General features: G+C 63.0%; 24 protein-coding genes. 6 read left to right on the top strand and 18 right to left on the bottom strand.

Annotated features, from left to right (window positions below; genetic code table 11):
• Positions 1-54: 54 nt before the first annotated feature.
• Positions 55-1,002 carry an acyltransferase gene (locus tag Q0X68_RS01455; protein WP_297746493.1) on the top strand — a complete coding sequence of 316 codons (948 nt, stop codon included), beginning with the start codon at positions 55-57 and terminating at the stop codon, positions 1,000-1,002.
• Between the two features lie 49 nt (positions 1,003-1,051).
• Here Q0X68_RS01455 and manA read toward each other — a convergent pair whose 3' ends face one another.
• The 8 genes from manA to Q0X68_RS01415 all read right to left on the bottom strand — a co-directional run bounded on the left by manA (position 1,052) and on the right by Q0X68_RS01415 (position 11,189).
• Positions 1,052-2,233 carry a mannose-6-phosphate isomerase, class I gene (gene manA / locus Q0X68_RS01450; protein WP_297746492.1) on the bottom strand — a complete coding sequence of 394 codons (1,182 nt, stop codon included), beginning with the start codon at positions 2,231-2,233 and terminating at the stop codon, positions 1,052-1,054.
• A gap of 87 nt (positions 2,234-2,320) precedes the next feature.
• Positions 2,321-3,511, bottom strand: coding sequence for an O-antigen ligase (locus Q0X68_RS01445; protein WP_297746489.1), 1,191 nt, complete (start codon positions 3,509-3,511; stop codon positions 2,321-2,323).
• A 60-nt stretch (positions 3,512-3,571) separates the two neighbouring features.
• Positions 3,572-4,687: a glycosyltransferase gene (locus Q0X68_RS01440; RefSeq protein WP_297746486.1), complete on the bottom strand. Its 1,116-nt coding sequence runs from the start codon at positions 4,685-4,687 to the stop codon at positions 3,572-3,574.
• A 2-nt stretch (positions 4,688-4,689) separates the two neighbouring features.
• Complete coding sequence (locus Q0X68_RS01435; protein WP_297746483.1) at positions 4,690-5,619, bottom strand: glycosyltransferase family 2 protein; 930 nt, start codon at positions 5,617-5,619, stop codon at positions 4,690-4,692.
• Positions 5,616-6,641, bottom strand: coding sequence for a glycosyltransferase family 4 protein (locus Q0X68_RS01430; RefSeq protein ID WP_297746480.1), 1,026 nt, complete (start codon positions 6,639-6,641; stop codon positions 5,616-5,618). The genes Q0X68_RS01435 and Q0X68_RS01430 overlap by 4 nt, the downstream gene beginning before the upstream one ends.
• Positions 6,638-7,642: a glycosyltransferase gene (locus Q0X68_RS01425; RefSeq protein ID WP_297746477.1), complete on the bottom strand. Its 1,005-nt coding sequence runs from the start codon at positions 7,640-7,642 to the stop codon at positions 6,638-6,640. The genes Q0X68_RS01430 and Q0X68_RS01425 overlap by 4 nt, the downstream gene beginning before the upstream one ends.
• A gap of 36 nt (positions 7,643-7,678) precedes the next feature.
• Complete coding sequence (locus tag Q0X68_RS01420) at positions 7,679-9,922, bottom strand: N-acetylneuraminate synthase family protein (RefSeq protein ID WP_297746474.1); 2,244 nt, start codon at positions 9,920-9,922, stop codon at positions 7,679-7,681.
• Between the two features lie 493 nt (positions 9,923-10,415).
• Complete coding sequence (locus tag Q0X68_RS01415; RefSeq protein WP_297746471.1) at positions 10,416-11,189, bottom strand: hypothetical protein; 774 nt, start codon at positions 11,187-11,189, stop codon at positions 10,416-10,418.
• Between the two features lie 332 nt (positions 11,190-11,521).
• On the opposite strand from Q0X68_RS01415, the gene Q0X68_RS01410 reads away from it, so the two are divergent.
• Positions 11,522-12,145, top strand: a complete 624-nt coding sequence (locus tag Q0X68_RS01410) for an N-acetyltransferase (protein ID WP_297746468.1) — start codon at positions 11,522-11,524, stop codon at positions 12,143-12,145.
• 441 nt (positions 12,146-12,586) lie between these two features.
• Here Q0X68_RS01410 and Q0X68_RS01405 read toward each other — a convergent pair whose 3' ends face one another.
• Complete coding sequence (locus tag Q0X68_RS01405) at positions 12,587-13,051, bottom strand: hypothetical protein (protein ID WP_297746465.1); 465 nt, start codon at positions 13,049-13,051, stop codon at positions 12,587-12,589.
• A gap of 212 nt (positions 13,052-13,263) precedes the next feature.
• Positions 13,264-13,617 (bottom strand): hypothetical protein, encoded by a 354-nt coding sequence (locus Q0X68_RS01400; protein ID WP_297746462.1) that lies wholly within the window; start codon positions 13,615-13,617, stop codon positions 13,264-13,266.
• A gap of 940 nt (positions 13,618-14,557) precedes the next feature.
• Here Q0X68_RS01400 and Q0X68_RS01395 point away from each other — a divergent pair.
• The 4 genes from Q0X68_RS01395 to Q0X68_RS01380 all read left to right on the top strand — a co-directional run bounded on the left by Q0X68_RS01395 (position 14,558) and on the right by Q0X68_RS01380 (position 18,441).
• Positions 14,558-15,490, top strand: a complete 933-nt coding sequence (locus tag Q0X68_RS01395; protein WP_297746459.1) for a hypothetical protein — start codon at positions 14,558-14,560, stop codon at positions 15,488-15,490.
• The gene (locus Q0X68_RS01390; protein ID WP_297746456.1) at positions 15,487-16,413 is read left to right on the top strand and encodes a hypothetical protein; all 927 of its coding nucleotides are present in this window, start codon (positions 15,487-15,489) and stop codon (positions 16,411-16,413) included. Before Q0X68_RS01395 ends, Q0X68_RS01390 begins: the two co-directional genes overlap by 4 nt.
• 270 nt (positions 16,414-16,683) lie before the next feature.
• A complete protein-coding gene (locus Q0X68_RS01385; RefSeq protein WP_297746453.1) occupies positions 16,684-17,124 on the top strand; it encodes an ATP-binding protein in 441 nt (146 codons plus the stop codon).
• A 54-nt stretch (positions 17,125-17,178) separates the two neighbouring features.
• Positions 17,179-18,441, top strand: a complete 1,263-nt coding sequence (locus tag Q0X68_RS01380; protein ID WP_297746450.1) for an ATP-binding protein — start codon at positions 17,179-17,181, stop codon at positions 18,439-18,441.
• Between the two features lie 217 nt (positions 18,442-18,658).
• Here Q0X68_RS01380 and Q0X68_RS01375 read toward each other — a convergent pair whose 3' ends face one another.
• The 8 genes from Q0X68_RS01375 to Q0X68_RS01340 all read right to left on the bottom strand — a co-directional run bounded on the left by Q0X68_RS01375 (position 18,659) and on the right by Q0X68_RS01340 (position 26,651).
• Positions 18,659-19,114 carry a hypothetical protein gene (locus Q0X68_RS01375; RefSeq protein WP_297746447.1) on the bottom strand — a complete coding sequence of 152 codons (456 nt, stop codon included), beginning with the start codon at positions 19,112-19,114 and terminating at the stop codon, positions 18,659-18,661.
• Between the two features lie 10 nt (positions 19,115-19,124).
• Positions 19,125-20,207 (bottom strand): ImmA/IrrE family metallo-endopeptidase, encoded by a 1,083-nt coding sequence (locus Q0X68_RS01370; protein ID WP_297746444.1) that lies wholly within the window; start codon positions 20,205-20,207, stop codon positions 19,125-19,127.
• Positions 20,208-20,558: 351 nt separating this feature from the next.
• Positions 20,559-21,026, bottom strand: a complete 468-nt coding sequence (locus Q0X68_RS01365; RefSeq protein WP_297746440.1) for a VanZ family protein — start codon at positions 21,024-21,026, stop codon at positions 20,559-20,561.
• A 141-nt stretch (positions 21,027-21,167) separates the two neighbouring features.
• Entirely contained in the window at positions 21,168-22,469 is a 1,302-nt protein-coding gene (locus Q0X68_RS01360; RefSeq protein WP_297746437.1) for an O-antigen ligase, read from the bottom strand.
• A 152-nt stretch (positions 22,470-22,621) separates the two neighbouring features.
• Positions 22,622-23,923: an O-antigen ligase gene (locus Q0X68_RS01355; protein WP_297746434.1), complete on the bottom strand. Its 1,302-nt coding sequence runs from the start codon at positions 23,921-23,923 to the stop codon at positions 22,622-22,624.
• 42 nt (positions 23,924-23,965) lie between these two features.
• Positions 23,966-24,958: a Gfo/Idh/MocA family protein gene (locus Q0X68_RS01350; protein WP_297746601.1), complete on the bottom strand. Its 993-nt coding sequence runs from the start codon at positions 24,956-24,958 to the stop codon at positions 23,966-23,968.
• On the bottom strand, positions 24,958-26,049 hold the full coding sequence (locus Q0X68_RS01345; RefSeq protein ID WP_297746432.1) for a DegT/DnrJ/EryC1/StrS aminotransferase family protein: 1,092 nt from the start codon (positions 26,047-26,049) through the stop codon (positions 24,958-24,960). The genes Q0X68_RS01350 and Q0X68_RS01345 overlap by 1 nt, the downstream gene beginning before the upstream one ends.
• Positions 26,049-26,651, bottom strand: a complete 603-nt coding sequence (locus Q0X68_RS01340) for an acyltransferase (RefSeq protein ID WP_297746429.1) — start codon at positions 26,649-26,651, stop codon at positions 26,049-26,051. The genes Q0X68_RS01345 and Q0X68_RS01340 overlap by 1 nt, the downstream gene beginning before the upstream one ends.
• Between the last annotated feature and the right edge of the window lie 36 nt (positions 26,652-26,687).

The raw sequence follows: 26,687 nt of genomic DNA, 5'->3' as shown, positions 1-26,687 counted from the left end.
TGGGCGACGAGAGAAAGGTGCTGGGCCCTGGGCACTCAACGCAGAATGCATTGGATGGACTCATTGCGTGGGCTGGCCGTTAGTCTGGTGGTCCTTCACCACGCCGCTGGCATCCCTCGTGTACTCCAGGTTGGAGGCGACCTGTCCCTGCCAAGCTGGGACGCCTTCGTCTCCTTATTCGCAGCGTTTCGCATGCCGATGCTGTTGGCGATGTCTGGAATGCTGCTTGCGAATTCGGTACACAAGCCGCTCAGCTCCTTTGCTTCAGGGAAATTACGTAGGGTTCTTTGGCCGTATGTCGTGTGGACATTGGTGACGCTGGCTTGCCTGGGAGAGCTCTCGAGCGCTACCCGACCGCAGACTTGGATCGTCGGCCCGTACCACATGTGGTTCTTGGCAGTTCTGCTTTGCTGCTACCCGATTGCGTGGTTCACGCGCTGGATACCAGCGTGGGTCATGGTGTTGGGCATGCTGGGGGTGCTCATGGTGGCTGACCCATCGACGAACTGGATCCGGCGTGTACTGTTCTTCGGTGCCATGTTCATGCTGGGTGTGGCAGTTCGTCGCCATTTGACCTCGATCCTTACCATGCCTGTTTGGATCGTTGGGGTGGCCGGCCTCGTGGGAGTTGTGATCGCCTGTTCCCATGCCTTTGGCTGGGGGATTCCGATGGTCGATCAACGACAGGTTTGGACGTGGCTATTGCCTTGGGCGGGCGTCTTCACGGTCATCTGGTTGTGGTCTAGGGCACCACGGATGCCAGCGCTCGAGTGGCTCGGTCAGAAGTCGATAGTGCTTTACTGCGTTCACTTTCCAGCGCAGGCGCTGTCGGCGTTGGCATTTCAGGAAGTGGCCGAGAGTGCTCCTTGGCCCTTCCTGCTGATTCAAATTACCGTGGGCTTCGCGGTCCCTGCTCTATTCTTGTGGGGTTACCGCTTCACTGGTTTGCTCTTCGAGTTTCCCCAGTTTGCGGCGCATAAAAGGAATGAAGTGCGCAGGTGAGGGTGTTCGTGCCGCTGAGTGATCTGCCTGGGCGTTGGACCGAATGGGCTCAGATGCCTGACGCCGAGACGAAGAGCTGGCCGGTTCCGGAGGCTGCGACGTGTTCTCCAGCGGGGATGAACACGGCCTCGCCACAGCTGAGCGTGAGGCGCTGATCCCCATCAAGGACGAACTCGCCTTCGGTGACGAGCGCGATGCGTCCTGCATCCTCGCGGGGCATGATGAGGCAGGCGTCGCTGGTGGGGGTGAGCAGCCACACCTCGAATTCGGGGAACGTCGTCGGGTAGCGGAAGAGGCCCTCCGAACCATCAGGGAGTTGGACTTGCGGATGGAGGGTGCGAAAGCTGACCAAGCCTTGGAGCCCGTCGACGTCGATGTGCTTGGTGGTGAGCCCGCCGCGAAGGACGTTGTCGGACGAGGCCATCACCTCGATGCCGGTGCCGCGCAGGTAGGCGTGCAGGACGCCGGCCTCGAGCGCTACGGCTTCGCCGGGGGCGAGCGTGACGCGGTTCATGAGTAGAGCCGCGAGGATGCCTGGGTCGCCGGGGAAGTGCTCGTTGATCTCGATGGCGGTGCGGGCGAATTCCCCAACAGCGCCGGGCGCGTCGAGGAGTTCTGCCGCGCGGGAGAGCACCAAGTTCACTAGGTCTCGGTGCTCGCGGAGGGTGAGGGCGTCCAGGAACACCTTCTGTAGCGCATCCTGCTCGGTGTGTTCGCGCAGTGGTTCGATGATGGCGGCTAGCTCTTCACCAGCGCCCAGTGCCTCGAACAGCGTGGCGGATTCAAACGGGTCGCGGAAACCGACGAGGCCCTCGAACGGGGTGAGCGCAATGATGATTTCGGGCTTGGGCCAATCATCCTTGTAGGAGCGTTCGGGGTGGCTGAGCGGCAGGCCGGCGAGGGATTCCTGCGCGTAACCGGCGAGCGCCTGCTCGCGAGTGGGGTGCACCTGAAGGCTCAGCGGGCCCGCAGCCGAGAGGATCTTCATCAGGTAGGGGAGTTTGGTGCCGTAGGCCTCGATGGAGGCCTTGCCGATGTTCTCGGGGTAGCGCTCAAGGTGCGAGGCGAGCGTCTCGCTCGGGTTGTCAGGGAAGTGCGTGGGGCCAGCATGATGGGCACCGAGCCAGTACTCGGCCCAAGGCTGACCGTCGGGTTCGATGCCGAGCAGGCGCGGAATCTCGGTGCGGTTCCCCCACGCAAAATGCTGCACTGCGCCTGACAACCGATGCATCGGTAGTTCCCTCTCTTCTCCTTGTCGGGCACAACCCTAACCCATCTGAACTGAAATCACAGAACCCTGAGGAAACTCACAGAGAGCTCAACGTGGCTGAGGTGCTGCCTTAAGCTCAGGCTTACGGTAGGCGGAGGGGAGCTGATCGCGTTGGGACTCCTCTCTGAACTTGCAGTAATGGTATAGATACAAACCAATCGCTACCGCCAAGGCTGGATGCGTAATAGAAAATCCGATGTTGATGGAGCAGATAAACCCAGCAATCACTCCGGCTTCGACCCAAACGGGCCGGGATTTGGAAGGCACCCGGTGGATGGTCAGGAAGAGTGCCACAATAAAGGCGTACAGCAAATACAACGCAATTTTCCCGCCCTCAGCCTGCATTGCTAGGTAACTATTGTGAAAGAACAGGGTAATGTTGTCGAGCTTTGCAACTGCAGTACCAAGCCCGTTGCCTGTCCATCCAGCCTGTTGGACTTGGAGCTGTTCGGCTAATATCAAGCGTTCGCGCAGGGCGTCGGAGCCGTCGCGGTCTGCAAACCAACCGCGCTCCTCCATGACCCCGTAGATCCAGGCATAAAACCAAACAGTGGAGGCCAAGGCGAGAGCCGCTGGCCAGCGAGGAAGAAACCTGCTAACCAAAATCCACAACGTTGCGATGGCGAGCGCAAACATGGTGGTTCGAGATTGAGTAAGCCACACTCCGAATACAGCAACGGCAAAGAGTGCCCATCGCCACGGGCGTAGCCTCGACTCGAGCCCTTGGGCGAAGCTCAAGCCGAGCGTAACCAAGATGAACCCAGCCGCGTTTGGGTCGCCCAATACCCCCGTCAAACGACCAGTATACGAACTCTCATCCATGAGGATGACGCTCGTTACTAGGGCAAGCAGATATCCCAAGATGCCGCCCACAGTGAGGGATTTCAATCCAAGTCGACCAGATGCGATTGCTCCTCCAATGAGAAGCAGAACGAGGATGTTGCCCATTCGGCGGATATTCCAGTCGCCATGAATAACAACAGTGGTGAACACTAACCACAAAAAGAGCGCCACGGCTGTTGCCGAGATGAACGGGAGCCGCAGGCGCCATTTAGGTTTTCGGAAGCTTGCTATTGCGACAAGCCCCACAGCAGCCAACGTGTTGGTTGGCAGGCCAGAAATCGAGAAGTCAAACCAAACAAAGTAATCTCTTGCTGTTAGGAAAACAGCCAGGGATGCAATAAAAAAGCTGAGCGGATCATCAAATCGATCTGACCCCCCACGGATTTCGGAGTTCAAAACTGGCCCAGCCCTTCCGACACGGCTTGAGAAAACGAGACACGGTTAATCGAGATCATCTTAAGCGAAGCCACCCAGCTCCCCAACGTGCTCCTCAAGCCTTCTGCGGAAGTGTGGCTCAGCGAAGCACTCGGCGTGGCCACGGATCGCATCGTGATCCCAGTTTGCCCCCGAGCTTTCACGCACCGCGGTCGCGATCGCCTCGGCTGTCGGGGCTGGGAAGAACACTCCGCTCAGACCTTCGGCCACGGTGTCGAGGTAGCCGCCGGCGTGGAGGGCCAGCGTCGGTGTGCCGAAGGCACCAGCCTCGAGAGGAGTGAGGCCGTAATCCTCGAAGCTCGGCGCGATGAGTGCCCGTGCGTTGGCGTAGCACCAGGCGAGTTCGCCGTCAGAAATGCCTTCGAACATGCGCACATTCCCCGGCAGGTTGCGCTGGAGTTCGTCGCGCAGCGGGCCCTTGCCCACGATAACCAGCCGCTCATCAGGCATGGCGCGGAATGCGGCGATCACCTTGTCCACATTCTTGTACGGCATGAGCCGGGACACGACGAGGTGGAACCCATCGGCCCAGTCGGCCAAGGCTGCCAGCGGTGTGGGGGCGGTGTGATTGCTCACCGCCGGTGGCGCAGGCACCACAGTTGCGTCGATGCCGTACACATCCTTGATGCGCTCCCGCACGACGGTGGAATTGGCGAGGTAGCGGTCGGCGCTGCGGGCCGCCCGCTGATCCCACCGGATGAGGGAGGGACGCAACGCAGCGAGGCCAAGCCCGATGGGGCTCAGACGACGGCCATCTCCCAGATAATCGTCGACGAGGTACAGGAAGCGAGCAGGGGAGTGGCAGTAGACGAGCTTGCGGCCCGTCGTGCGGAATCCGTGGGCAAACCCCGTCGTAGAGACGAGGAGCACGTCGGCGTCGATAACGGGGGAGGCATCGATACCGCGTTGGTAGAGCGGCAGCCCAAATCGGTGGTCGCGGCGTAGCAGGCGCAGCCTGTCGAGCCCGGTGGTGAAGATGCGACGCTCCTTGAACTCGGGAAACGTCGTCTCCGGGTTGTAGACGGTGGTGTACAAATCGGCGTCGGGGAATGCTCGCAGCATTGCCAACACGACGCGTTCGGCACCTCCGCGCTGGGTGAGGTAGTCGTGGGCGATGGCCACCTTTGGTCTGGGCATAATCAAAAGTCCGTGGTCGTGTCGGAGGGGCGACGGTATCCCGCCACCCCGGCGCCCTCCACCAGGAGAGCGATGAGTTTGCGCGAGATCGGCCTGGGAAGGACGCGCGCCAGCACGTCGACGACGCGAGCTGCGAGGGCCAGCCCTCGTCGCGTCGAATGCTTGCCGATTGCCAGAACGAGTTTGTTCCACATCGAGGAAGGGGAGGGCTCTGCCGGGGACAGCCTAGCTTCAGGATGCTTGCCCTCGAAGGTCCTGCGGGCGGCACCCGAGTGGAAGGCGCGCAGAACCCGCAAGCGTGTTGTCACCGCGGCCAGACGGTGTGGGGTGGCAAGCTCGCGGACGATCGTCACGGGGTTTCCGTCGGCAAACACACGGTAACCGTAATCGACGTCCTCCCAGCCATAGCTGCGATAGTCAGTGTCGTAGAGCCCAACGCGCTGCCATATCTCCCTCGTGACGGAGACGTTGCCGCCCCAATACCGCCACGCGGAATCCGATGGAGTGCGGTAGGCGGCGGCCTGAAACAGCTTGTCAGCCTCTGCCCCATAGGCGCGGGCGTAGGGAGTATCCGGCAACTCGTTGAGGCACAGCCCGATGGCGCTTCCGTGAGCCGTGGCTGCCGCCTTGTGTTGCCGCACGTAATCAGGCGCGGGCACGAGGTCGTCATCACACCGGATGAGGACGTCGCCCCCGGCCTCAGCGAAGCCGGCATTGAGCGCTGCCACACGGCCACGGTTGTCCGGGAACACGATGGATCGAACGGGCAGGTGCGCGTAGCGGGCAACGACCGATGCCGAGTCGTCAATGTCGCCGTCGATGACGACGATGGCCTCCCAATCGCGGTCATCTTGGGCCGCGAGCGCAGACAGCAGGACGGGCAGGCGCTTGGCGCCGCCGCGGCTGGGAATCACGATGGACGCGAGGGTCATCGTCCGGCTCCTTCCAGCTCTGTGAGCAGCGCGCCGAAGCGTTCGCGCCCGGCGGCGGGTGAGTAGCGTTCCTGCCAGCGGCGGTGGTTCTCCCGCAGGATGCCGGGAGCGGGTTGCGTGGCCGCCAGGCGGATCACCCGAGCCAGATCGGCGGCATCACCCTTACGGGCCATCCAAGGATACTTGGGGCCGACGATCTCCGGGATTGCCCCAGCATCGGTCACCACCAGTGGCACCTCGGCGGACATCGCCTCGGTCACAACCAGGCCGAAGGGCTCGTCAACGGTGGAGGGCACGACGACGACGTCGGTCAGCGCGTAGAACTCCTCAGGCGTCACCCAACCGAGCCGTTCGGTGACCGACGCGACGGGGGCCAGCGCACGCTCGACCGCCTGCCGCTGCTCCTCATCGACGAATCGTGCTTCGCCGGCGATCACCAGCCGGTAGTGCCCGCCCTGATGGTTGAGGCGCGCCACCGCTGCAGCGAGCGTGTCGATGCCCTTGTCGATGGAGGTTCGGCCGATGAAGCCAACCCTGTGGGCGTCCTCGTCTGCCTTCGTTCGGGCAGGATGGCTAACACCGGCGCTCCAATTCTCGAGCACCTGGCTGCCGAGGCCCACTGCCTTTGCCATGAACTCCGAGGGCACCACCACCCGTCTGGCCCCCACCACGGCGGCGCGGGCGGCGGGTACGAGCTTGCCTTTGGGCACAATATGCAGATGGACGACGCGTTCGCCGTGACCTGCCGTCGCGAGTGCCGGGCGCAAGCCGTTGCACCAAAGAAGACCTTCCCGACGCCTATCCCACTGACGTAGCCGCCACAGGTATTCCGCCGTGCTCTTTGCGTGGATCTCGACCGTGTGGAAACCACGCTCGATAGACCGCCGCACGACGTCGTTGGGCGTGGAGGGGGCGACGACGGTCACATCATGCCCAAGGTCGCGGGCGATCTCAGCCATCGCGAACATCATCACCTCACCGCCGCCGAACTCGCCGTGGTTGCTTGCAAATGCCAGCTTCATCGAGACACCTCCATGTACACGCGCGCGATCTGCTGGGTCATTTCCGCGACGGTGGGCCAGCTTTCGCGCAGCACCGGCCGGGCATTCAGCTCCGCCTGCTCACGCATGCATTGCGCGACGGCGTCAACCTTCTCCGCGACGACGAGGCAGCGCGGCGGAAGGATCTCCGGGTTGCCGCCGACGGGAGTGGCCACGACACCAAGGCCGTTGACGGTGGCATCCAGCAGGGAGTAGGACGCGTTTTCCCACTTCGACAACTGCACGAGCACGTCATGCTCGGCCAGTGCCTGCTGTGCCTCCAGATTCCCGGGGAGCGAGACCCGATCCTCCAAGCCGAGCTCCCGCACCTGCGCCGAGATTGCCTCGCGGTCTGGGCCATCGCCCGCGACCGTGAGGGTCGCCTCCGCATCCAGCCGAGCGAACGCGGTGACGATCGCAGCGATGTTCTTCTCATGTGAGAGCCTCGACAACGACAGGTAGCGCTTGCCTGGGCGGCGGGCCGGCGTGTGCTCGGGGCGGTCCACTCCGTTGAGGACGACGGTGACCGGTGTCTTCGGAGACCAGTGGTGTTGGATCTGCTCGGCAGTTGATTGGCTCACTGCGATGATGTGGGCAAACCGTCGGCACCGCAAGCGGTGCGCTCGCTGCTTGGCCCAGGCGATGATCGGTTTGGTGTTGTACAGCAGGGGATCAGCGGCAATGCCGTGCTCCGTGGAGACCAGTTTCGGCGGAAGGCCCACACAGACCAGCGCCACAGCGAAGTCTGCCTTCGCCAGGTGGGAGTGCACGATCTGAGGCTTGAGCCGCGACACCAGCGCCCGCAAAACCCGCACAGACTTGCCGAACGAGGAGTCGAACGGAATCGGTGTGGTTGCCACACCCAAAGCGCGCAACTCATCCAGCAGCGGGCCTTCCGGGGCCGCGACGTGCAACCTCCAGCCGGGGATGTCCGCCCGGGCAACGTCGAGGATGTGCCGGGCGACACCGGCGAGGTTGCTCACCGGTGATACCCACAGTGTCAGAGGCGTTGTCACAGGTCAGAACCATTCCTCCAAGCGGTCGAGCGCCTTCCAGAAGCCCTCGCCGTTGTTCGTGTGGCCCATCCAGATCTCGGGGATGAATCCGACGCCGGGGGACAGTCTGTCGAGCTGTTCGGCGAGTACGGGCCAGTCCACCTCGCCCTCTCCGATCTGGGGGCCTTCTCCGTCGACGCCTTCCGCGTCGACGATGTGCAGGTGATCCGAAAGCGGGGCGAGTGCCTCGACGTAGGTGCTGAACGACATCTTGTGGAAATTGGCGGCCAGCTTCGAATGCGAGATGTCGAGGGTGAGACGGCGCCCGTACTCGTTGCAGAAGTCGACGGTGTCCTGCAGCCCCATGAACAGGTTGTGATATTGCTGGCCGCCCATCAACCACGGGTATGGCGGCAGCGTCTGGGCAGTGAGGCGGATGTCCTGCTCATCGACGCGCTCGAGGGCCCGAGCGATCCTCGCGTACATCTTGGGCCGTTCGGAGGGGTCAACGAAGCCGTGCGCGGTGAAGCCACCCATCGTCGCAATGACCACTGGCGGCTCATCGACGGTGAAGTACTGCGTCATGTGCCGAGTGAGGTCAATCACGCGCTGGAGTTCGAAAATGGAACGTTCCCAGATGTCGTCGTCCTCGCTGGCCAGGTTGACGATGAAGTCGCCGGCGTACAGGTCGGGAAGGTGGACGGTGAACCCAAACGGCAGCCGCTCCGAGAAGAAGTCTTCGGACTTCAGGTCGACATCCTTGTAAGAGAGGTGGAATTCGATGAAGTCGGGGTTCGTTCCCTGGATGAGCTTGGCGTAGTCGTGGTGGCGCACGGGCAGGCCCCAAGGGCGACGGAAGTGGTAGTCGCGCCCGACGCTCACGGCGTCAGTGAGATCGCCGGGGTAGAAGAAATCGCCCGCCTCAATCACGCGGGGTGCCTTGCGTCCGATGAGCTCGTCCAACTTGTTGGGCTGGAGGCCGCGTCCAGGAGACTTCACGTCAACGTCGTCGGCGGAGATCCGTTCGCCAGCTTCGATACGGCGTTTGGCAACCAGCGATTTGGCGAGGTTGACGCGGTTCATCGACTCGCCGGTGGAGACGGTGCGGGCCGAGCCGTCGCCAAGTGCTTCCTCAAGCTCTCGGATGCGCTCAACCATCTGCCGGAACTCCCCTGGCAGGAGCGAGACCCGGTGGTCGTTGCCCTCCAGCGAGCGGTCGGTGGTGAAGTGCTTCTCGATAATGCGCGCGCCCATGGCGACGGCGGCGAGGGGGATGTGGAACCCGCGCTCGTGCCCGGAGTAGCCGACGGGGCCACCTGAGATGTCCGCGAGGCGGTGGAGGTAACGCAGGTTGATGTCCTTGAACGGCGCCGGATAGGTCGACTGGCAATGCAGCATCGCAAACGGCGCCCCGGAGGTGCGCAACAGATCGGCGGACTGCCGGATTTCTTCCTCGGTGCTCATGCCGGTGGAGACGATCATGGGCAGGCCCGTGGCGAACATGTGCTTGAGCAGCGTGTGGTTGGTCATATCTGCCGAGGCCACCTTGAGCCCGGCGATGCCGTAGTCAGCGAGCACCTTCACACTGGGGGCATCCCAAGGGGTGCAGAGGATGTCCATGTCGCGCTCACGGCAGTGATCGAAGACCTCACACATTTGCTCGGCCGAGAGCGAGTACTTCGAGAGGAGATTGAGCGTGTACTGGGCGCCGAGATCCTCGCCCGCGGTGGCCGCGCCGGACTGGCGGTACAGGGCGTCCATATCGCGTAGCTGGAACTTCACCAGGTCAGCACCCGCGTCGACGGCCAGATCCACCAGCTCTTTGGCGAACGCGACGTCGCCTTGATGGTTGTTGCCGATTTCAGCGATGATGAGCGTCGGATCGTCGATGGAGACTCGGTGGCGGCCGATGACGAACTCGTCGGCGCGGCTCGTCGCGATACCCACCAGGCGACGCTGGGCGTCAATGAGGGGGACGTGCGTGATGGTGTCGTCCAGCAGCTCACGCAACTGTGCGGGAGTTGCGTCCGACGCGGCGGTGCGGCACTGACGGTTGGCGATCTGTTCGACAGGCGTGGAGAGCTCGGGCGCCGTGGACGCGATGAGCCAGCGGCGCACGTCGCCGTCGGAGAGTGAACCTACGAGGTGCCCGTGGGAGTCCACGACGAAGACGATTCTGGCTTTGTTGTCGTCGATTTTCCGCATGGCCGTCACGACGTCGTCGCGACTGTTGACGGTGAGCGCCACCACGTTGCGTTCGATATGCATATCCTACTCTCCTGTTCCCTTCCATACTGTACCCACCAAGCCCGTTCATGGCCCACGTGCTCGGCTCTCTCGCTGCCGGATCTGCTGAACCCTGACCATGTCTCGTGTCGAGTAAGTAGTGGCGTTGCCGATCACGACATCCACGTCAATTGTCCTCAGCAGTGCATTCACACAGTTATTGATCGAGCACGTCGATAGAGATCTGGTGTCACCCACCTGGCAAGGAATTCTCAATGTTTACCCAGGGCGGGGCCTCGATGGAGGCGATCCTGGTTGGTCTATTCACCGCCTGCCGCTCGACGACGCACCTGACGCTTGGCCGTCGAGTGCGAACAGCAAACGAGCCACGCACCCAACGGCCTGGGGCCTTGGGCACGTGGCTGTTGCTGGTTGTCATCTGCAATGTGAGCAGCTCTGCGTCATCTCAGCGAGCAGTTCGAGCGGGTGTGTGATCGTCGCCGCCCGCGTGCAGTTGGGTAAGCCCCGACGTCGCTCAGCAGGTGCTCCAACGGATCGGGCTCACCGAGATGAACTGGCGGCCCATGCCGCCATTGCCGAGCACCGCATTGGCGCCGTACTTGGCGTCGCCGTAGAAGATGGAAATCTCGGTGACTGGCTGATCCTTGGCCGTGTCATACCTGACTGTGCCACGATGGTCGCGACCGGTGATGGGGAACTGTGAGACCCGGTTCGGGGACGTGGCAGTCACTTCAGTGGAGCCGTCGCCTTCGACTACGACGGTGCTCGGCAGCGCGGCTCCGTCGGTGTAGTCGTGCCTCGTGGTGATGGGAAGCTTACCGTTCGGCCCCGACACCGACACGATGAGTTGGTCACGGTACCAAGACGGCGCGTCGCTCGAGGAGTCGATCTGGCCAATGTAGAAGGTGATGCCATACACCGGCTGCGGGAACCGCACCGTGATCGTCTGGCCCTCCCCCTTCTTGTCATCGATCTGCACTGCTTGCGCAATGTTCAGCCAAGACGAGCTGATGGTTGCCTTATCAGTGGGGGTGAGGTCGTAGTCTTTCGGCATGCGCCGCCACCAGTGACTGTGGACGTTGTTGTCGTCCCAGGTGCGACAGTTGCTCGTCTTGGTCAGCGTGTAGGTGGGCCCGCCGGTGAGGTTCATTTCGGTCGGCTGCCAGACGCTCACTACGGTTTCGCAGTCGGTCTGGCTGGCGGCGAAGGCGGGCACCGCGCTGGCAGCGACGACGGCAGGCGCGGCCCACGCCGTACCGGCCACCAGGGTTCGCCTTTTGAGCGTCATGGATTGTTGGATATTTGCGTCAGACGCAGGAGTTTCATGAGAGGGCATTGCCCATCCTTTCGCAGGGTTGCAGAGCTGGGTTGACAAGGGGAATCAAGCACGACACGCAGGTGGCTGTCAAGTCCTCGCGGGGCCAACGAACAACCATCGCAGCTGTACCCATAAGAATATGGAGTCTGCAATTAATCGACGTAGAGAAAAGCTATTCGGTGAGGACGGCGGGAGCCGGCCTTACTGAAACGCATCGGCACCCGGCTGCTCGAAGCCATCGAAGGCGTTAGCGTGGACGAGCAGTGATTGACGGCCTCTCGATCGTCGGTAGGTTGGAGCCTATGGGAATCACCGTGACCGATGGCCGGCGAACCGAGATCGAAGCGTACGTAAATCTGCTGGTTGAGGCGTTCGTGGACGACCCGCTCGTGGCCCAGCAGGCAGGGCCCCACCCGGAGGCCGGTCTGCGTGCACAGTTCACCGCCATGATCGATGCGGTGTATCTGGAGGCGGGTGCAGTCGACGTCGCTAGGGATGGCGATGAGGTCGTCGGTGTGGCCTTGTGGTTGGCGCCGAAGGGTCGACGGCGGCAGGGGCTCGCGCGTCGGTTGCGGTTGTTGCTGGCACACGTCCCGGCACTCGTGCGTGCGTTGCCGCCCGCGCGGCGGTTGCCGCGTCTGGTCTCGGCCACCAGAGCCTTGGCCGCGGCTGTGCCAAGCGTGCCGCACTGGCATCTCATGGACATCGCGGTTGATGCCGGCCACCGAGGCAAGAACATCGGAGGGCGGCTGCTCGAACATGGCCTCGGCAGGGTGGATGCCGATCAGGCGCCGGCCTACTTGGAAGCCTCGACCCCACGTGTCGCGGCGTTGTACCGACGCCATGGTTTCGGCACGATCCAGGTGTTGCAGATCGGTGACGTGCCGGTGCATGCGATGCTGCGCCCGGTGCAGGAGCGCTTGTAAGCCTCGGCTGCGGCGTCGCTACCTGCTCAGCCACCTGAGATTGAGACTCTTAAGAGGATCGATCAGGGCGCGGATGCCCGGCCCGTCGAAATCATCGGAAACTATCCCCGACAGGCGGCCCAAGAATGATCAGGCCCCTCCTCTGAAGTGATTACAACAGTTGATCGAAGGGTGTGTTCCTGACCTGAGGGCTCCGGTTGGGGGTCAGCCGATCGGCGATTGTTCGAGTCACGCATCGCGCGAAGCTGGCAGGTGGCTCGCAACGTGATCTGAGTCGCCCAGAGACGCAAATCGGGCCTCCTCGAAGGATGATCGAGGAGGCCCGACATGGCTTCGGTCAGAGGAAACAAAGACTCTGGCCCAGGGGGTTGAGATGGATAGGGGAAGCCCCCCGACGGCGCGGCGTGGCTTTCGACTTCCAGCCGCGCCGCAGCGCGGAGTTCACAGAAGGTTGCGCACCCCTCGGGTGAACGTGAGGACCTTGTCCCCGACGGTCACCTCGCGGCGGGCGGCGCCCGGCATAGTGCCGTTGTCGCAGTAGCCGCGCGCGGTGCCCTCCCAGCTGAGGTTCGGCGGGTTGGATCCCCACTGCGGGGCAGGGCCACTTGCGATCCACTGCTTCGAATCGTCGTACACCCACTGGCCGGTGAACACCGCCGAGTATGCCGTCATTCCGCGGTGCTGGGGAACAGTGCGATCCACTGTCAAGTTCGACCAGCCGCTCGAAGGTTCGCGATTGGTCCACCTGATATTCCCCAGCCTCGACGGCACGTAAATGGTGAGCTTTGCGTTCTTGGGCTCGACGGTGGGTGTGCCGTTTTCCACGTAGAAGCCATAACGAACAAGCTCACCCTTGTCGTCGTAAACCGGCTTGGTGTCCGAGATATCCGTTGTGTTAACCACCATGCTGTACGGACCACGCTGGTAGCCGCCACATCCCTTTGCGATGTTAATCAGACCCTGCAAGCCGACTTTGGAATCACCCTCGTCCGGAGGGACGGGGATATCTCCACCCGGGTCAGAGGCCGCGAACGCAGGAACAGATTGAGCGCCAACCATCACGGGTACCGTCCATGCGGCACCTACTGCGACGGCACGGCGAGAAGGCTTCGAAACCATCAAGAACGCACCCCGCTGCTGAAGGGTTCAATGTTGTCCTGGATGGGGCGAGCCTTCGGGACGTAGCAAGGCTTGCACCAGGTGATGCAGATCAGTCGGTAGGTGCCGTCTGCGTTGCGGGCAAACAGGTAGAACCAGCCGTGGGAGTATGCGTAGACCCGGGAAGACTTGTTGGCGAACTCGTACTTCACCCCATACTTGTAGGCAGCGGAGATGCGGTGGTAGCCGAAACTCGCTGTAGTGGTGGTCGCCTGCGACACCTGTGCCGGAGCCGCGTGGGCTGCCATGGACCCGAACATTCCCGAACTAGCCACGACCGCCGAGGCGGCGATACCCAAGAGAATTCGTCGCACGATTTTCCTTCCTCAGTTGAAAATTATGGAGCGGAGTTCAAGGAACCCGCTCGCCTGTGCCCGCAGGCGCGCCCCGGAAACGAGGCTGCCTGTCGAGCACTAAGTGTATGAGAACCTAACACCCGATGGGGTTCAACTCGCTGGGCAGCCTCGGTACGCTGAACCAAGATGACCTCTTTGGCGGGCCTCACGTTCCGACTTGGAAAGTTGTGAAGACAACCCCTTCGGTAGGCCAAACGTTGAGTTTTTGTTGCCTTCGGGCAGCGGTGCCGCGGGTGATGAAGGTAGAATCTGGAAATGGTGAGATGATTCAACCAAAATGTGAGTTCGACCTCCTGCAGTTGCCATGAACCTGAATGCAATGCACAATGCAAAAGTTGCGAGGGTTCGCCGTTGGTCTTGCAGTGGCCGCGCGATGCGATTTCGCTGACGAACTTTTATCGCATGGTGAGAGGGCAAGCGCCATACCTGAAGATGCCCTTGTCAGACGTGATTTTCGAGCCAAAGCGGCATCTTGGATGGGGTGCATGGGCCGACTTCACTCAGCTGATCCGTTTAGGGAGGCGTTCTGAACTCTCGCGTTCGCTGCTGCACACTGCCTCTTCGTGCCGGCGCCTTCCGAACGTCGAGGTAGGCGCGAGACCATCTGCACTGGCACGTTGCGTTGCATTGCATTAAAGAGAACAGCGGGGTGGGGTTCCTAGCAATTGACAAGTGATGCACTACTTGGCGAAGAAGTGCACCTGTCGAACAGTACGATGCTTCGACTACGAACGACCCGCCATAGGCGGTGGGGTGATAGGTGAACGAGGAGGGCAGCACCATGGTTGACGAAGTGTCGCACAGTTACCCCCATGCCCACGTGGGCAGCGCGCGCGCCCTTCCCGACGGCATCTTTCCTGTACGGCTGTCTGCGGTCATCGACCGCAGCGGGCTGACCTTGGAGCGCATCGCCGCACGATTGAAAGAACAGAAGATCAGCTGCTCGCCCTCGACCTTGAGCCTGTGGCGCAATGGGCGCACCCGGCCAGTGAGAAGCACAGCACTAGAAGCCGTTGAAGCGCTGGAAGCGATCTTGGACACTCCGCGCGGATACCTCACTGAAGCGCAGCATCGTTCCCCAGAGCGGGGTGCGAGCTGGTGGAACGCAGGCCCCAGCAAGCTTGATAACGTTGCGCACGGTGATGAACTGAGGGTTGCGCGTGCCGACTTTGGTATGGAAGAGGCGGAAGACCTTCGATACCTTGCCGTGCTGGAGCGGTACGTCTACGACGCTGCGCATCGATTAGTCAGCTCTAGCACTATCTATGTGCTGCAGGCTGGCCGGTTCGCGGTGGAGCGCATCTCAGTCTCCACCTTCACCGAACGCGAACCGGAACTTCAGGATCCCCCGCTGTTCAGGATGATCTACCCCAGATCCGGGGCGCGGCTGGGGCGGGTGCGCGAATTCCCCAAGACGGGTGGGACAGTTGCGGAACTGTTGCTGGATCGTCTGCTGCTGCCGGGAGAGATCACCACCGTCGAGTTTGAGACTCGCCCATCTGGCGCTCCACAACCAGCGACCTCGGGGTGGAACCGGCAAAGGATCAGCACCGGGCGGACGATTGGACGTTTTTCCTTGAGCATTGAGTTCAGCCCACAAGTGCTTCCCCAGTTGGTGAGGTTGCGGAGCTTTGAAGGAGTGGGGGAACGGCCCGAGGAAACAAAGTCGTACGAGCTGATTGAGGTGCGAGGCAACGAGGCATTCGGGACGGTGAACGACTTGACCGGTGGGGGCGTGGAACTGGGTTGGCTCTGGAGTGAAGAGGACGTTGCGGCGACGCGCCTGACGGACCCCGAACTGGATGCGGCGTTGCGCGAGGAGGCTGCATGAAGCAGGAACTGAGTTCAGGGCAAGGCACGAGTTTCGCCGACGTGCTCGACAAGGCAATGCGTGTTGCCGGCTACAGCGCTAGTCGGCTGGCCGCGGAAGTCACTGAGCTGGGCACCTCGATCACTGCGCCGGCGCTTCGCACGTGGGTCAGCGGCAGGTCGGTCCCGTCGAGAGCCAACAGCTTGGATGCGTTGGACAACATCGAAAGGATTCTGGGAACCGGCAGTGGCATGCTGAGGCGCTACCTGGTAGCCAACTCTCCCACACTCACCACGGGTAACGATGATTGGCAGGAGGTTATCGAAGCGCTCCAATCCGTCTACGAAAGCTGGCGGTTGCCGTTCAACGACGGTGTGGTCATGGCTCTTGCGTTCACCTCGCTCACCCACACCATTCCTGATGGGTCTACGGTCAGGCATCTGCTCGAGATTGAAGCCACGTATGATGGCGTTAGACGTTTTGTTCATGTCATCGATGGGCGCGCGGTTAATCGATGCCCCCATGACTTCTCTCGGCCCTGGGTGGTAGCCGAGCACAACTGCGAGATTCGAAGAACGTCCCTGCTCCCCCACGGATGGGTGGTGCTCGAGGTTGGCCTGCCGTGGGAACTGGCTGGGGGCGAGTGCCTTCAAATGTCGTTTCATCTGTTGCCCGCGCTGCGCGGCAGTGAGTCCGGATCACTGCGTGCCTACAGTCACCGAGCCACAGAGATCTTGGGGCTCCAGGCCGATGTCGGCGTCATCTCCAGCCTCGCAGCGCGCCCCTGCGCATGGATGTGCGTGCGTGAAACCAAACAGGCGAGAAGCGGAAACTGGGAAAGCGTCAAAGACTCCGAGCCGACGCCTATGGTTCAAGGAACACTACAGGCCACCATGACTGATGTAGAACATGCTGAGGCGACGATCTCGTGGGCTTTACCCTAGGTGGTTTCATTGTGCATTCCGATTCGACGTGTGGCTCGAAGGGATGATGCAGCGAACTGGCTCGGTCGATACCGCGTGCAGGATGTTGCAGGTCATCCCGCACAGTGACGCATCACCGCACACGTCCTTCGTGACGAAAGGCGCCAGTGGCTGTTCGTTACCGATGCGCCACACCTGCTGGCAATTCGCCTCGCAAGGGTTGGCTGCTCGAAAGCATGCACAGGCATAATTAATCAGCGAGTTAATTATGCCTGTGTTAGTTTGGGGTACATGAGTGTGACTTTTGCCCGGGATCCCATCGAGGAGCGGACACGATTGCTTCTTGATCGATTGGAAGCAGGAGAAGCAGTTGGAGATCCGGACGAGAGCGAGCATGTTGACCTCAAGGAAGAGGCAGGACGGCGTGGTCCGGGCGGAGAGGTGCTCCCGGGTGAGCCTCACAACGAGGTGGCAGCAGCCAAGCTCGCCGAAGCGGCGGCATGCATGGCGAACAGCGATGGGGGTGGCGCTCTCATTGTCGGTGTGTCGGATCTCGGTGAGCTCATTGGCATGAGGCTGGATGGCGGCTGGCTGAGGCAGCGTATCTGGGAGTTGACTGACCGTCTCCTGACCGTCGCCGTGCGAGACGTCGAAGTCCGCTCGGTGCGACTGCTGGTGGTTCGCGTGCCGCAAGCCTTGCAGCCGGTGCCCTTTCGTAAGAAGCTGCGATGACGGGTGGGTACGCAATGTGTGGAGATCGACGCAGCGACGTGGCATGCGCGAAGGATGGCGACGCAACAGTTCGATTGGTCGGTGCAGGCGTCCAACGTTGCTTGGGAAGAAATCCCCGCAGGTGCCTTCGTGGTGGCGCGTGACTTCTTGAGGGCATCCGGCGAGGACCACGCGCAGGAGCTGGCGGAAGCGCAGGACCTCGATCTTCTGAAGCGACTCAACGTGATCGCCCCGAACGGGACCCTCACGAATGCTGGAGTGTTGGCCTTCATTGGACGGGGCGAGGCCGCTTTGGACTTCATCCGACGACCGGGAGCCGGTGAGGACAGCCAGCTCCGAATTCGACGCGATGGGCGATCGCTGCTCCAGGAGCTGGCTGAGGTATTCCAGGCGTTAGAAGGAACCGTGCCCGCGGTCCATATGCCGCAGGGACTCATCGTCGGCCAGGCGCGAGAGATCCCTCTGGGGGCTGCCCGTGAGGCCATCGTGAACGGCGTGGCGCACCGGGAATGGTCGGTGCCCGGGCCGACAGTGGTTGAGTATGTTGGTAGCTACCTGAGGGTGACGAGTCCGGGCGGTTTCGTGCAGGGAATCACCCCGGACAACATTCTCACCCATCCATCGCGTTCCAGAAACACCTCTCTTGCTGAGCTGCTTGCTTCTCTACGTGTCGCCGAGCGGGAGGGTGTCGGCGTGGATCGCATGTTTCGTGACATGGTCAGACTTGGGCATGAACCACCAACGATCGAGGAGCTGGATGGTCCTTATGTCCGGACCACGCTGATTGGTGGGGAGGCTGATCGGGCCTGGATCGCTTGGCTGCGACGTGTTCAGGGCAGTCGTCCGGCGGCCATTGATCTGAACTCGCTGCTGACACTTCGCCTCGTACTCGACCGGGGCTGGGCAGACGAAACTTCCATTGCGCGGATCATTCAGGATTCCTCCGCAGTCGCACGCAGTAGCGTCTATGCGTTGCTCGTCGCTCAGGGGCGTGAGTTTGCGCCGTTGATGCCTGTTGAAGGCACCGTCGACGAGCAGGGACCTTCCTGGCGGCTGTCGCACGAGGCGGAGGATGCGTTGCGTGAACTGGATATGCAGACCGGCCGGATGCGGCAGTGGCCGAGTCGTGAGCAGATCGCCCGGAGTTACGTGGATCAGCGAGGGCGCATTAGCTCCACTGAACTGGCAAGTCTTACACGCGCTGCACCCAGCAACGTAGGGCGGGTGCTCAAAGATTTGGAAGATGCCGGCTTGGTCGAGCCGTCGTGGCCATCACGACGCGGCAGAGGATTCCACTACCGCTCAACGCACAGTTGATGCCTTGGGTCATAATTAACTCGCTCATTAATTATGACCCAAGGCATCAAAGGGCCACATGGGATAATTAACTGCCCGCGAACTTCAATGATCTCCCACGACTGCTAGCCGAGAACCACCCTCGTCATCTCGATCCTGGCCAACGCCCGCGCCCCTGAGGTCTGGGCTGGCGGGGTGCTCCTGATGGCGAGGGGCAAGGATGCGCTTCCTGTCTCAGTCACGACGGAGGAGTAATCCACACAGCGAACTTGGCCGGATCGCGAACGTCATCAGGGCAACCTCGCCCGTGCGCTAACAGGACTCGTCGAATCTCGCCGAACCGCTCCCGGTTGATATAGCCCTTCCAGTGGGCTACCCGAAAGAGGTGCCATGAGGTGGTTGATTGAATTGTTGGGTGGAGATCCAAGTCGGCCAAACGCTGTGGTACTGCCTTGTCGTCTGCCACCACCAATGACTTGATGACCCGGGACAACCCGGAGATGTCATCAGCCCTACGCATCTGAGGTAACCCCTGTTTCTTGCTCTGATCCTGGCATTCGCTCGCGACGGTGTCACACCAACGGCCATTGCCTCCGACGAGACGCTCCAAGAGTGACATCTCGTTCACCAAAGCGAAGTTGACGAGCACGGTGGTGTCCGGAAACACCAGCCGTCGAGTCTCGATCGTTTGCACCCCTGTCAGGCTATCCGAGCAGGGACATCAGGTCGGAGTCACTCATGGTCGGTGCTGGCGGCTGTTCCACCTCGAGGGCCTCTGGGTCGACTCCCAGCATCCAAGCGAGTGTGCCTTTCTGAAGGCGCCCTCTAGCCACACCTTCAACGTGCGCCTCAGTGAGCCACGCAGGGAACCGCCGTGCGCTCGCCAGTGTCATCCGTTCCGTGATCGCGTCACCCACGGCGTCGTGCTTCCAGTGCCGCCGGAGTAGCCCCTGCGTGGTCAGGTCCAACAGCGACTGAGTTTGGGGAGACACCTGGAGGCGGAGAGTGTCCAAGCGAAACTTCACAGTCTGAGTCGACACTCCCCAACCCCAGATCAGCGCCGCAAGGTTTTCAGGAGAGACGGTAGTCCAGTCGAGTGCTCGCATCTCCTCCTGGGGCAGGAGCAACTCGGCGGCGAACCCGTTCGCAGCAGACTCCTCCCGGCTTACCTCGCGGTCCGGGGAGGCCCACACGCCTTCGTGTCCAAGGACCAGATGGGCCAACTCGTGGGCGAGGTCAAAGTTCTCCTTGAACCAGTTGCCCGTCTCAGGAATGACCATCACGGCGCGCGCCCCGACATGGAGCGAGTAGGCGGTGCTGAGCCCTGACAGCCGCACCGTGTCGATCTCCATGGCGGCGAGGCGGTCGATGAACTGAGGGACAAAGTCCGCTCCAAGGGCTTCACGCACTTGGCGCAGATCAGAAGGTACGCGGCTGGGCTTCAGCGAGTGGACCCACTCCGCCTGCCGGTAGGCAAGGAGTACGTCAGACAAAACGGCCTTGTCCCCCTCGCCTCCGTCGATACTCCGCGCCCACGTCTCTCGGTCAAAGTTGTGGCGTCCCGACACCACGAGCCGGTTCGGGTCGGGCTCACCAGTGATCAGCAGGTGGATGTCTTGGTCTAGGATCTCCGCCAGACGTGCTAGTTCGAGGGCTGAGAAGCCACGCTGGCCCCGCAGAGCGCGCGAGAAGGCGTCCTCGGTCATGCCGACCTGACGCGCGATCTCCTTCTGGGGGGTGCCTGCTGGGAGCGCCTCGAGCACCCGCTCGCCAATGCTGGGGTTCATGGGTGCCATCCTAGAGCACTCTTGGGATTTTCCCAAGAATCGGGGTGCGCTGGGTTGTAGAACGACGAATCCTGGGCAGTCCGACATGGAGCGTTCGAGGCTGGCGTCTAGTCGGGCGACGAGAACACCAACTACATCTAGTCGCTTCCTGTGCAGGGCTCGCGACTGGGCCATGCCAAGAACGGAGCGAGGCACTACGGCACGCAGTGTGACTCGGAGCACCCGGGCGGACCGATTCCAGAAGGCGTCGACAGCACGCCATAGTGCGAGGACGACTTCGACCGAGACCACATTGGCACTCCTGCATCACCCCTGACTAGGGGATTATCTGGGACACCCCCTGAGTAGACGTCACCTCGTACCGGGGCGTCCCACTGCCCTCTGTGTCCGGAAGCGGCGCCACAGACCGATGCAGATCGCCCCCAGGCAGGCTCCGAGGGTGTTGGCGACGACGTCATCCCAGCCGGCCTCACGGGGAAGATAGCGCCACTGCACCGTCTCGATTCCCAGAGACAGGCAGAACCCCAGCAGCGGCCATATCCAGCGGCGGACACGGGGGAACACGATGGTGAGGAGCACCGTCGGGACGAAAAACAACAGGACATTCAGGGCAAATGCGTAACCATCCACGGAAATGCCGCGGATGCCGAAGGTGTTCCGATTGAAGTAGTACAGCCACACGACGAAACGGTTCAGCTGCCAGCCGATCGGCAAGAACACCAGCGCTGCCCCCGCTACGAGCATCATGAACAGGAGTACGGCAGCGATGACCCGACCACCTGGCCAGCGAACGGGTGTTTGTTCGGAAGGTGCGCGCATCACAGTTTCCACTATAGGTTCGGCGCCCACTTCGCTCAGGCACGATCTTTGTTGGGTGATCTGCGAGCCGCGCGCGTTGGGCGAGGCCCCGTCGCATTCCCGCTGCCCGGGTCTACTCACCCCAGCCGGTGGTCGGGAACGTCAGCCAGTTGGCTCACTGAGCGCGGGCGCGTCGTCGGGGCGTGGTGCCTCCCACGTTGCCACGAGTGCGACGCATGCCCACCACCACAGGCTGATGCCGAAGTTTCGCAGTAGATACGTATCGACGAGGAAGGCCACCAGGCAAGCCAACACTGCGCTCGCCACGATCAACCGAGGTAGCGTCGTGCGGGCGCGCCACCAACCCACGAGCAGTGCGATGCCCATCACGGCGCCCAGGATGACGCCCGGAATGCCGAACTCCACCAGGATCTGCAGCGGCGTCGAATGGGGCGTGAGAAGTACGTTCCCCATCTCGGAAGGCTGGAACCCGGCGTACCCCTCTTCGGGCATCGGGTAGAGCCCGGACTCGTAGGCCGGCCACGGCCACACCGAACCCGGGCCGAGCCCGAACATCTGGCCGAGTGGCTGCTCCCCCCACAGCTCCAAGGCGTTGTCGATGTTCTTTGCCCGCTTCGGATCCCAAAAATCTGTGATGCGGTCGATCCCCGGAATGAATGGCAGCGCGACGAGCCCCACCAGCGCCGCAGCACCCAACGGCCAGAGGCGCTTCGCGTCGCGCGGATGCGAGATGAGCCAACCCACGACGATCAACCCCACCCAGGCAGCGACGTTGATGAACGCCCCGCGCGACTGCGTCGCGATGAGGGCGCCGAGCCCGCCGACGACGATCGCCATCCCCAGCCGCGGACGGGAGCCGCGCGCGAACTGCGCGAGCCCCAGCGACATGATGAGTAGGAACATCACGTGAATAATCGCAGCGCCGCCCTGCCCCGTCGCGAGCCGCACGTATCCGCGATACGCAGACTGGAACGGCCAACCCAGGAACGACACCACCACCGCGGCGGCACCGGCGACGGTGAGGATCCGCAACCGAAAGCGGCGCTCTGCGGCCAGCACGACGCCGAAGCCCGCGACGACGGTCAACGCCGCGCTGAGTAGCGGAACCACCTCGTAGTAGCGCGGCATCACCCCGCCGCCAGGCGTGCGCACCACGGGCGGGGGATAGAGGAACAGCAACACCAGCCCATACGCCACCAACGCCAGGAACGCGCCGGCGGCGACGAGCGTCGTCGCCTGCAATTCACGCCAGCGACGGCTCCACCAGGGGGATGTGACACACACGATGAGGATCAGCGCGAAGAACTCGAAAGTGAACCAGCGCATGCCAGGAACCGGAAACGCCAGCTGCACAGCCTGGCAGAACGCCACGTAGGGTACGAACGCCCAAGCGATCCGGTTCCCCCTCAGGCGGAACTGCTCGGTTTCGACGGTTGGCTGCACCCGGCCATGGTTGCACCCGTTGAGGGTCAACCGAAGCCGCAGAGAGGCGAAAGGCGAGGAACGTTATCGGATCGGTATGACGAAGACGGCGGCTCGTCCGTGCAACGCGCCTCGCGGGTGCTTGCTCATGCCGCCGGTGCGCTCGTCAGCGCTCAGTCGGTCAGCCCACTGGGCGAGGGAGCATCGTCGGGGCCCGGTTCCTTCCACGTCGCCACCAGCGCGATGCATGCCCACCACCACAGGCTGATGCCGAAGTTGCGCAACAGGTAGGTGTCGAACAGGAACGCCATCAGCGACGCCAGCACAGCGCTCGCCACCGCGAGCCTGGACAGCGACGCCCGCGAACGCCACCAGAGCACCAGCACCGCCACGCCCATGATTGCGCCGGCGAGGACTCCTACGAGGCCGTGCTCCACCAGCAGCGCGAGGGGCGTTGAGTGCGGGGTGAGCAAGAGGTCGCCGTACGCGGTCGGGCGTTGGCCTGAATGCCCCTCCGGGGGGAAGCGGTACAAACCGGATTCATACGCAGGCCACGGCCAAGCGTGCCCCGAGCCCACACCGAAGATGCGCGTCGACCAGTCCTCATTCCACAGCCCGAGCGCAGCCGTGAGATTGGCGGACCGTTTGGTGTCGGAAAGGCTGAAGATTCGGTCGAAGCCGGGCACCAACGGCGCCAGCGCCACCCCCAGAACCAAGGCCAACGCCAGAGGCCACAGCTTCCAGATGCTGCGCGTGCCATTGAGCACCCACCCCAGCGCCAGGAGCACGACGAACGCGCCCAGCGTCAGCAGTGCGCCGCGCGACTGCGTCGCCAACGTCGCGACCATGGCGCCGAGCATCAGCCCGATGCCGAGCTTGCGGTTGCCGCCGCGTCGCAGGAACTCCGCAAGCCCCACCGCGATGAGCAGCAGAAAGATCACGTGCACCACCGCGGCCCCACCTTGCCCGGTGGCGAGCCGTATCGAGCGCCGATACTGGGACTGGAAGGGCCATCCGATGAAGGCGACGACGAGCGACGCCGCTCCGGCAGCCGCGACGATGCGCAACCGGAGTTTCGGCTCAGCGGCCAGGATCATTCCGAGCCCAGTGAGGGTGGCGAGCCCCGCATTCAACAACGGGACCACCAGATACTGCAGTGGTACGACGCCACCCCCCGCGGTCGTCACGACCGCAGGTGCGTGGAAAGGCAGGGCCACGATGCCGTAGACCACGACCGCGAGGAACGATCCGACGAGCCACCACGTCGCTTTCCCGAGCTCGCGCCGTCGGCCCAGCCACCAGGGCGCGGTCACCAGCGTTAACACGACGAGCGCGATGAGCTCGAACGTCAGGAACCGCGCGCCCGGTACTCGGTAGGCGAGTTGTACCGCCTGGCACAGCGCGAGATAGGGAACAAACGCCCACGCAACACGGTTGCCCCGACGAATGAACTCGTCATTCTCGACAGCCTTCACGCAGCCCATATTCCCACGCCCGGCGCCGATTCGAGGGAAATCTCACGGGCGCACGTCGATGAATGCGTTGGTGCGCGCAGACTCGATCATCGCCTCACAGACACGCACCACTTGTGCGCCCTGCTCCAATGTCACGATGTCAGACTCCTTGCCCAGCACCGCGTCGCGGAATCGCTCGTGTTCGGTGCGCAGCGGCTCCTGCTTCGGGAACGCGAACCGGGTCACATCGCCTTCCGCCACGCCACGGAAGCGTGCGAGGTCGTCCCACGTCTGCTGCACGGATGCGTTGGCGTAGAACGACAGGTCGGCGGTGAGCGTGTCGGCGACGAACATGCCCTTCTCGCCAGTGACCGCGGTCAGACGCTCCTTGGTGGGCGTGAGCCAGTTGACCAGATGGTTGGACATCAACCCTCCGGTCAGGGAACAGGTGGCGGAGACCATGTCCTCGTATTCGCGCCCCGCTTTGAATACCGATCGTGCCGCCACCCACTCGTAGTCACGTTGGGTGACCCATGCGGTGAGATCGATGTCGTGCGAGGCGAGGTCTTTCACGACGCCGACGTCGGCGATGCGTGCAGGAAATGGCCCCTGACGACGGGTGACGACCTGGTACAGCTCTCCCAACTCACCGGCTTCGAGTCGTGCACGGAGCTGCTGGAGCGCGGGGTTGTACCGCTCGATGTGCCCGACTGCGGCGACGATGTTGCGGCTGCCGAACGCGTCGACGAGCTGCCGCGCGCCGTCGGGGGTCTTGGCCAAGGGCTTCTCAATGAGCGCTGCGACGCCTGCCTCCGCGATCGCGATGCCGATCTCCTCGTGGAACATCGTCGGGGCGGCCACCACCACGTAGTCGAGGCCCTGCTCGAGCAGCGCATGCACGTCGGGGAGGACTGGCAGATCGCCCGCCAGGCCGTGCGGATCGCCCTGGGCATCGGCCACCGCGACGAGGTTCACCCCGTCGATGGCACGCAGATTGCGGGCATGGTGGCGTCCCATCATGCCCAAACCGATGAGACCAGCGCGGAGGTTCGCCATCATGCACCCGCCTTCACGAGGGCGTTGACGGCGGCGACGATGCGCTCCAGATCGCCCTGTGAGAGCGACGGATGCACCGGCAGCGACAGACACTCCTTCGCCGCCAGTTCCGTGTTGGGCAGATCCACCGCCGACTGGAATGGCTTCAGGCGGTGATTTGGCACGGGATAGAACATCCCGGAGCCGATGTTGTACTCCTCCTTCAGCGCCTTCGCCAAGCCGTCGCGATCCTCGGCCACCCGCACGGTGTACTGGTGGTAGACGTGCACTGCTCCCTCCGCTACAGCCGGCACGACGACGCCCTCCAGGTTCGCGGAGAGGAAGGCCGCGTTGCCCTGGCGGGTCTGCGTCCAGGCGTCCACCTTGGTGAGCTGCACGCGCCCGATGGCGGCGTGGATGTCGGTCATGCGGTTGTTCAGCCCGACGACCTCGTTGTGGTACTGCTGCAGCATCCCCTGGTTGCGGTAGAGGCGCACGCCTCGTTCGATCGTCGCATCCGCGCAGGAGACCATGCCGCCCTCGCCGGAGGTCATGTTCTTCGTCGGATACAGGGAGAACATCGCGAATGCGCCGAATGCGCCGACGGGGGTGCCGCCAAGTGACGCACCGTGCGCCTGCGCCGCGTCCTCGAACAGCAGGAGGTCGTGCTGGCTGGCGATGGCGCGAAGCTGGCTCATCTTGGCCGGATGGCCGTAGAGGTGCACCGGCATGATCGCTTTCGTGCGCTCGGTGATCGACGCTTCGACGGAGGCCGGATCGAGCGTGAAGTCGTCGAGCGCGATGTCGGCGAAGACGGGGGTGGCGCCGGTGAGGGCCACGGAGTTGGCCGTCGCTGCGAACGTGAACGATGGGACGATCACCTCGTCGCCGGCGCCGATGCCGGCGCTCAGCAGCCCGAGGTGGAGGCCGGACGTGCCGGAATTCACCGCGACGCAGGCGCGGCCCAACTTGAAGTGCTCGGCGAACTCTTGCTCGAAGGCGGCGACCTCTGGGCCCTGGGCGATCATGCCCGAGCGCAGAACGCGGTCGACGGCGGCGCGTTCCTCGTCGCCGATGATCGGCTTGGCTGGGGGAATGAATGCTTCAGACATCATGCTTCTTTCACGAGGGTGAGGGCCTCACCGTGCTGTTCAAACTCGTCGCCGGTCTTCGGGTCGCGGAACGTGTGTTCCCCGGTGGCCTCCAGCGGGAAACCGGAGCGGCCTACCCACTTGATGCGGCGGGCAGGCACGCCGGCCACGAGCGCGTAGGCAGGCACGTCGCGGGTGACGACTGCGCCGGCGGCCACCGTCGCCCACTCGCCGATGGTGACGGGGGCTACGCACACGGCACGGGCGCCGACGGAGGCGCCGCGCTTCAACGTCACTCCGACGGGCTCCCACTCGTCAGCGCTCTTGACCGAACCGTCGGGGTTGCAGGCGCGCGGGAAGGTGTCGTTGGTGAGCACCGCGGCGGGTCCGATGAACACCCCGTCCTCGAGATGCGCGGGCTCGTAGACGAGCGCGTAGTTCTGGATCTTGCAGTTGTCGCCGACGTGGACGCCGGTGCCGATGTAGGCGCCGCGGCCGACGACGACGTTCTCGCCGATTCGGGCGCCGCCGCGCACCTGCGCGAGATGCCAGATCGAGGACCCGTCGCCAATCGACACGTCATCGTCGAGGTCCGCGGAGGGGAGGATTCTGGGCTCGGCCATCTGCGTTGTCTCTCCTAGGTCAACTGCCTGTCAGTC

The sequence above is a fragment of the uncultured Tessaracoccus sp. genome (genome assembly GCF_947286155.1).
In the GTDB taxonomy this organism is placed as follows: domain Bacteria; phylum Actinomycetota; class Actinomycetes; order Propionibacteriales; family Propionibacteriaceae; genus Arachnia.
Note: the sequence above shows the minus strand (reverse complement) of the source record. Positions and strands in the feature narration are given on the sequence as shown.

What these genes read in the sequence shown, in the direction of transcription:
- Q0X68_RS01455 (WP_297746493.1), top strand. Translation starts at nt 55, where the DNA reads ATGGACTCATTGCGTGGGCTGGCCGTTAGTCTGGTGGTCCTTCACCAC.
- manA (WP_297746492.1), bottom strand. Translation starts at nt 2,233, where the DNA reads ATGCATCGGTTGTCAGGCGCAGTGCAGCATTTTGCGTGGGGGAACCGC.
- Q0X68_RS01440 (WP_297746486.1), bottom strand. Translation starts at nt 4,687, where the DNA reads ATGCCCAGACCAAAGGTGGCCATCGCCCACGACTACCTCACCCAGCGC.
- Q0X68_RS01435 (WP_297746483.1), bottom strand. Translation starts at nt 5,619, where the DNA reads ATGACCCTCGCGTCCATCGTGATTCCCAGCCGCGGCGGCGCCAAGCGC.
- Q0X68_RS01430 (WP_297746480.1), bottom strand. Translation starts at nt 6,641, where the DNA reads ATGAAGCTGGCATTTGCAAGCAACCACGGCGAGTTCGGCGGCGGTGAG.
- Q0X68_RS01420 (WP_297746474.1), bottom strand. Translation starts at nt 9,922, where the DNA reads ATGCATATCGAACGCAACGTGGTGGCGCTCACCGTCAACAGTCGCGAC.
- Q0X68_RS01415 (WP_297746471.1), bottom strand. Translation starts at nt 11,189, where the DNA reads ATGACGCTCAAAAGGCGAACCCTGGTGGCCGGTACGGCGTGGGCCGCG.
- Q0X68_RS01410 (WP_297746468.1), top strand. Translation starts at nt 11,522, where the DNA reads ATGGGAATCACCGTGACCGATGGCCGGCGAACCGAGATCGAAGCGTAC.
- Q0X68_RS01405 (WP_297746465.1), bottom strand. Translation starts at nt 13,051, where the DNA reads ATGGTGGTTAACACAACGGATATCTCGGACACCAAGCCGGTTTACGAC.
- Q0X68_RS01390 (WP_297746456.1), top strand. Translation starts at nt 15,487, where the DNA reads ATGAAGCAGGAACTGAGTTCAGGGCAAGGCACGAGTTTCGCCGACGTG.
- Q0X68_RS01385 (WP_297746453.1), top strand. Translation starts at nt 16,684, where the DNA reads ATGAGTGTGACTTTTGCCCGGGATCCCATCGAGGAGCGGACACGATTG.
- Q0X68_RS01380 (WP_297746450.1), top strand. Translation starts at nt 17,179, where the DNA reads ATGGCGACGCAACAGTTCGATTGGTCGGTGCAGGCGTCCAACGTTGCT.
- Q0X68_RS01370 (WP_297746444.1), bottom strand. Translation starts at nt 20,207, where the DNA reads ATGAACCCCAGCATTGGCGAGCGGGTGCTCGAGGCGCTCCCAGCAGGC.
- Q0X68_RS01365 (WP_297746440.1), bottom strand. Translation starts at nt 21,026, where the DNA reads ATGCGCGCACCTTCCGAACAAACACCCGTTCGCTGGCCAGGTGGTCGG.
- Q0X68_RS01350 (WP_297746601.1), bottom strand. Translation starts at nt 24,958, where the DNA reads ATGGCGAACCTCCGCGCTGGTCTCATCGGTTTGGGCATGATGGGACGC.
- Q0X68_RS01345 (WP_297746432.1), bottom strand. Translation starts at nt 26,049, where the DNA reads ATGTCTGAAGCATTCATTCCCCCAGCCAAGCCGATCATCGGCGACGAG.
- Q0X68_RS01340 (WP_297746429.1), bottom strand. Translation starts at nt 26,651, where the DNA reads ATGGCCGAGCCCAGAATCCTCCCCTCCGCGGACCTCGACGATGACGTG.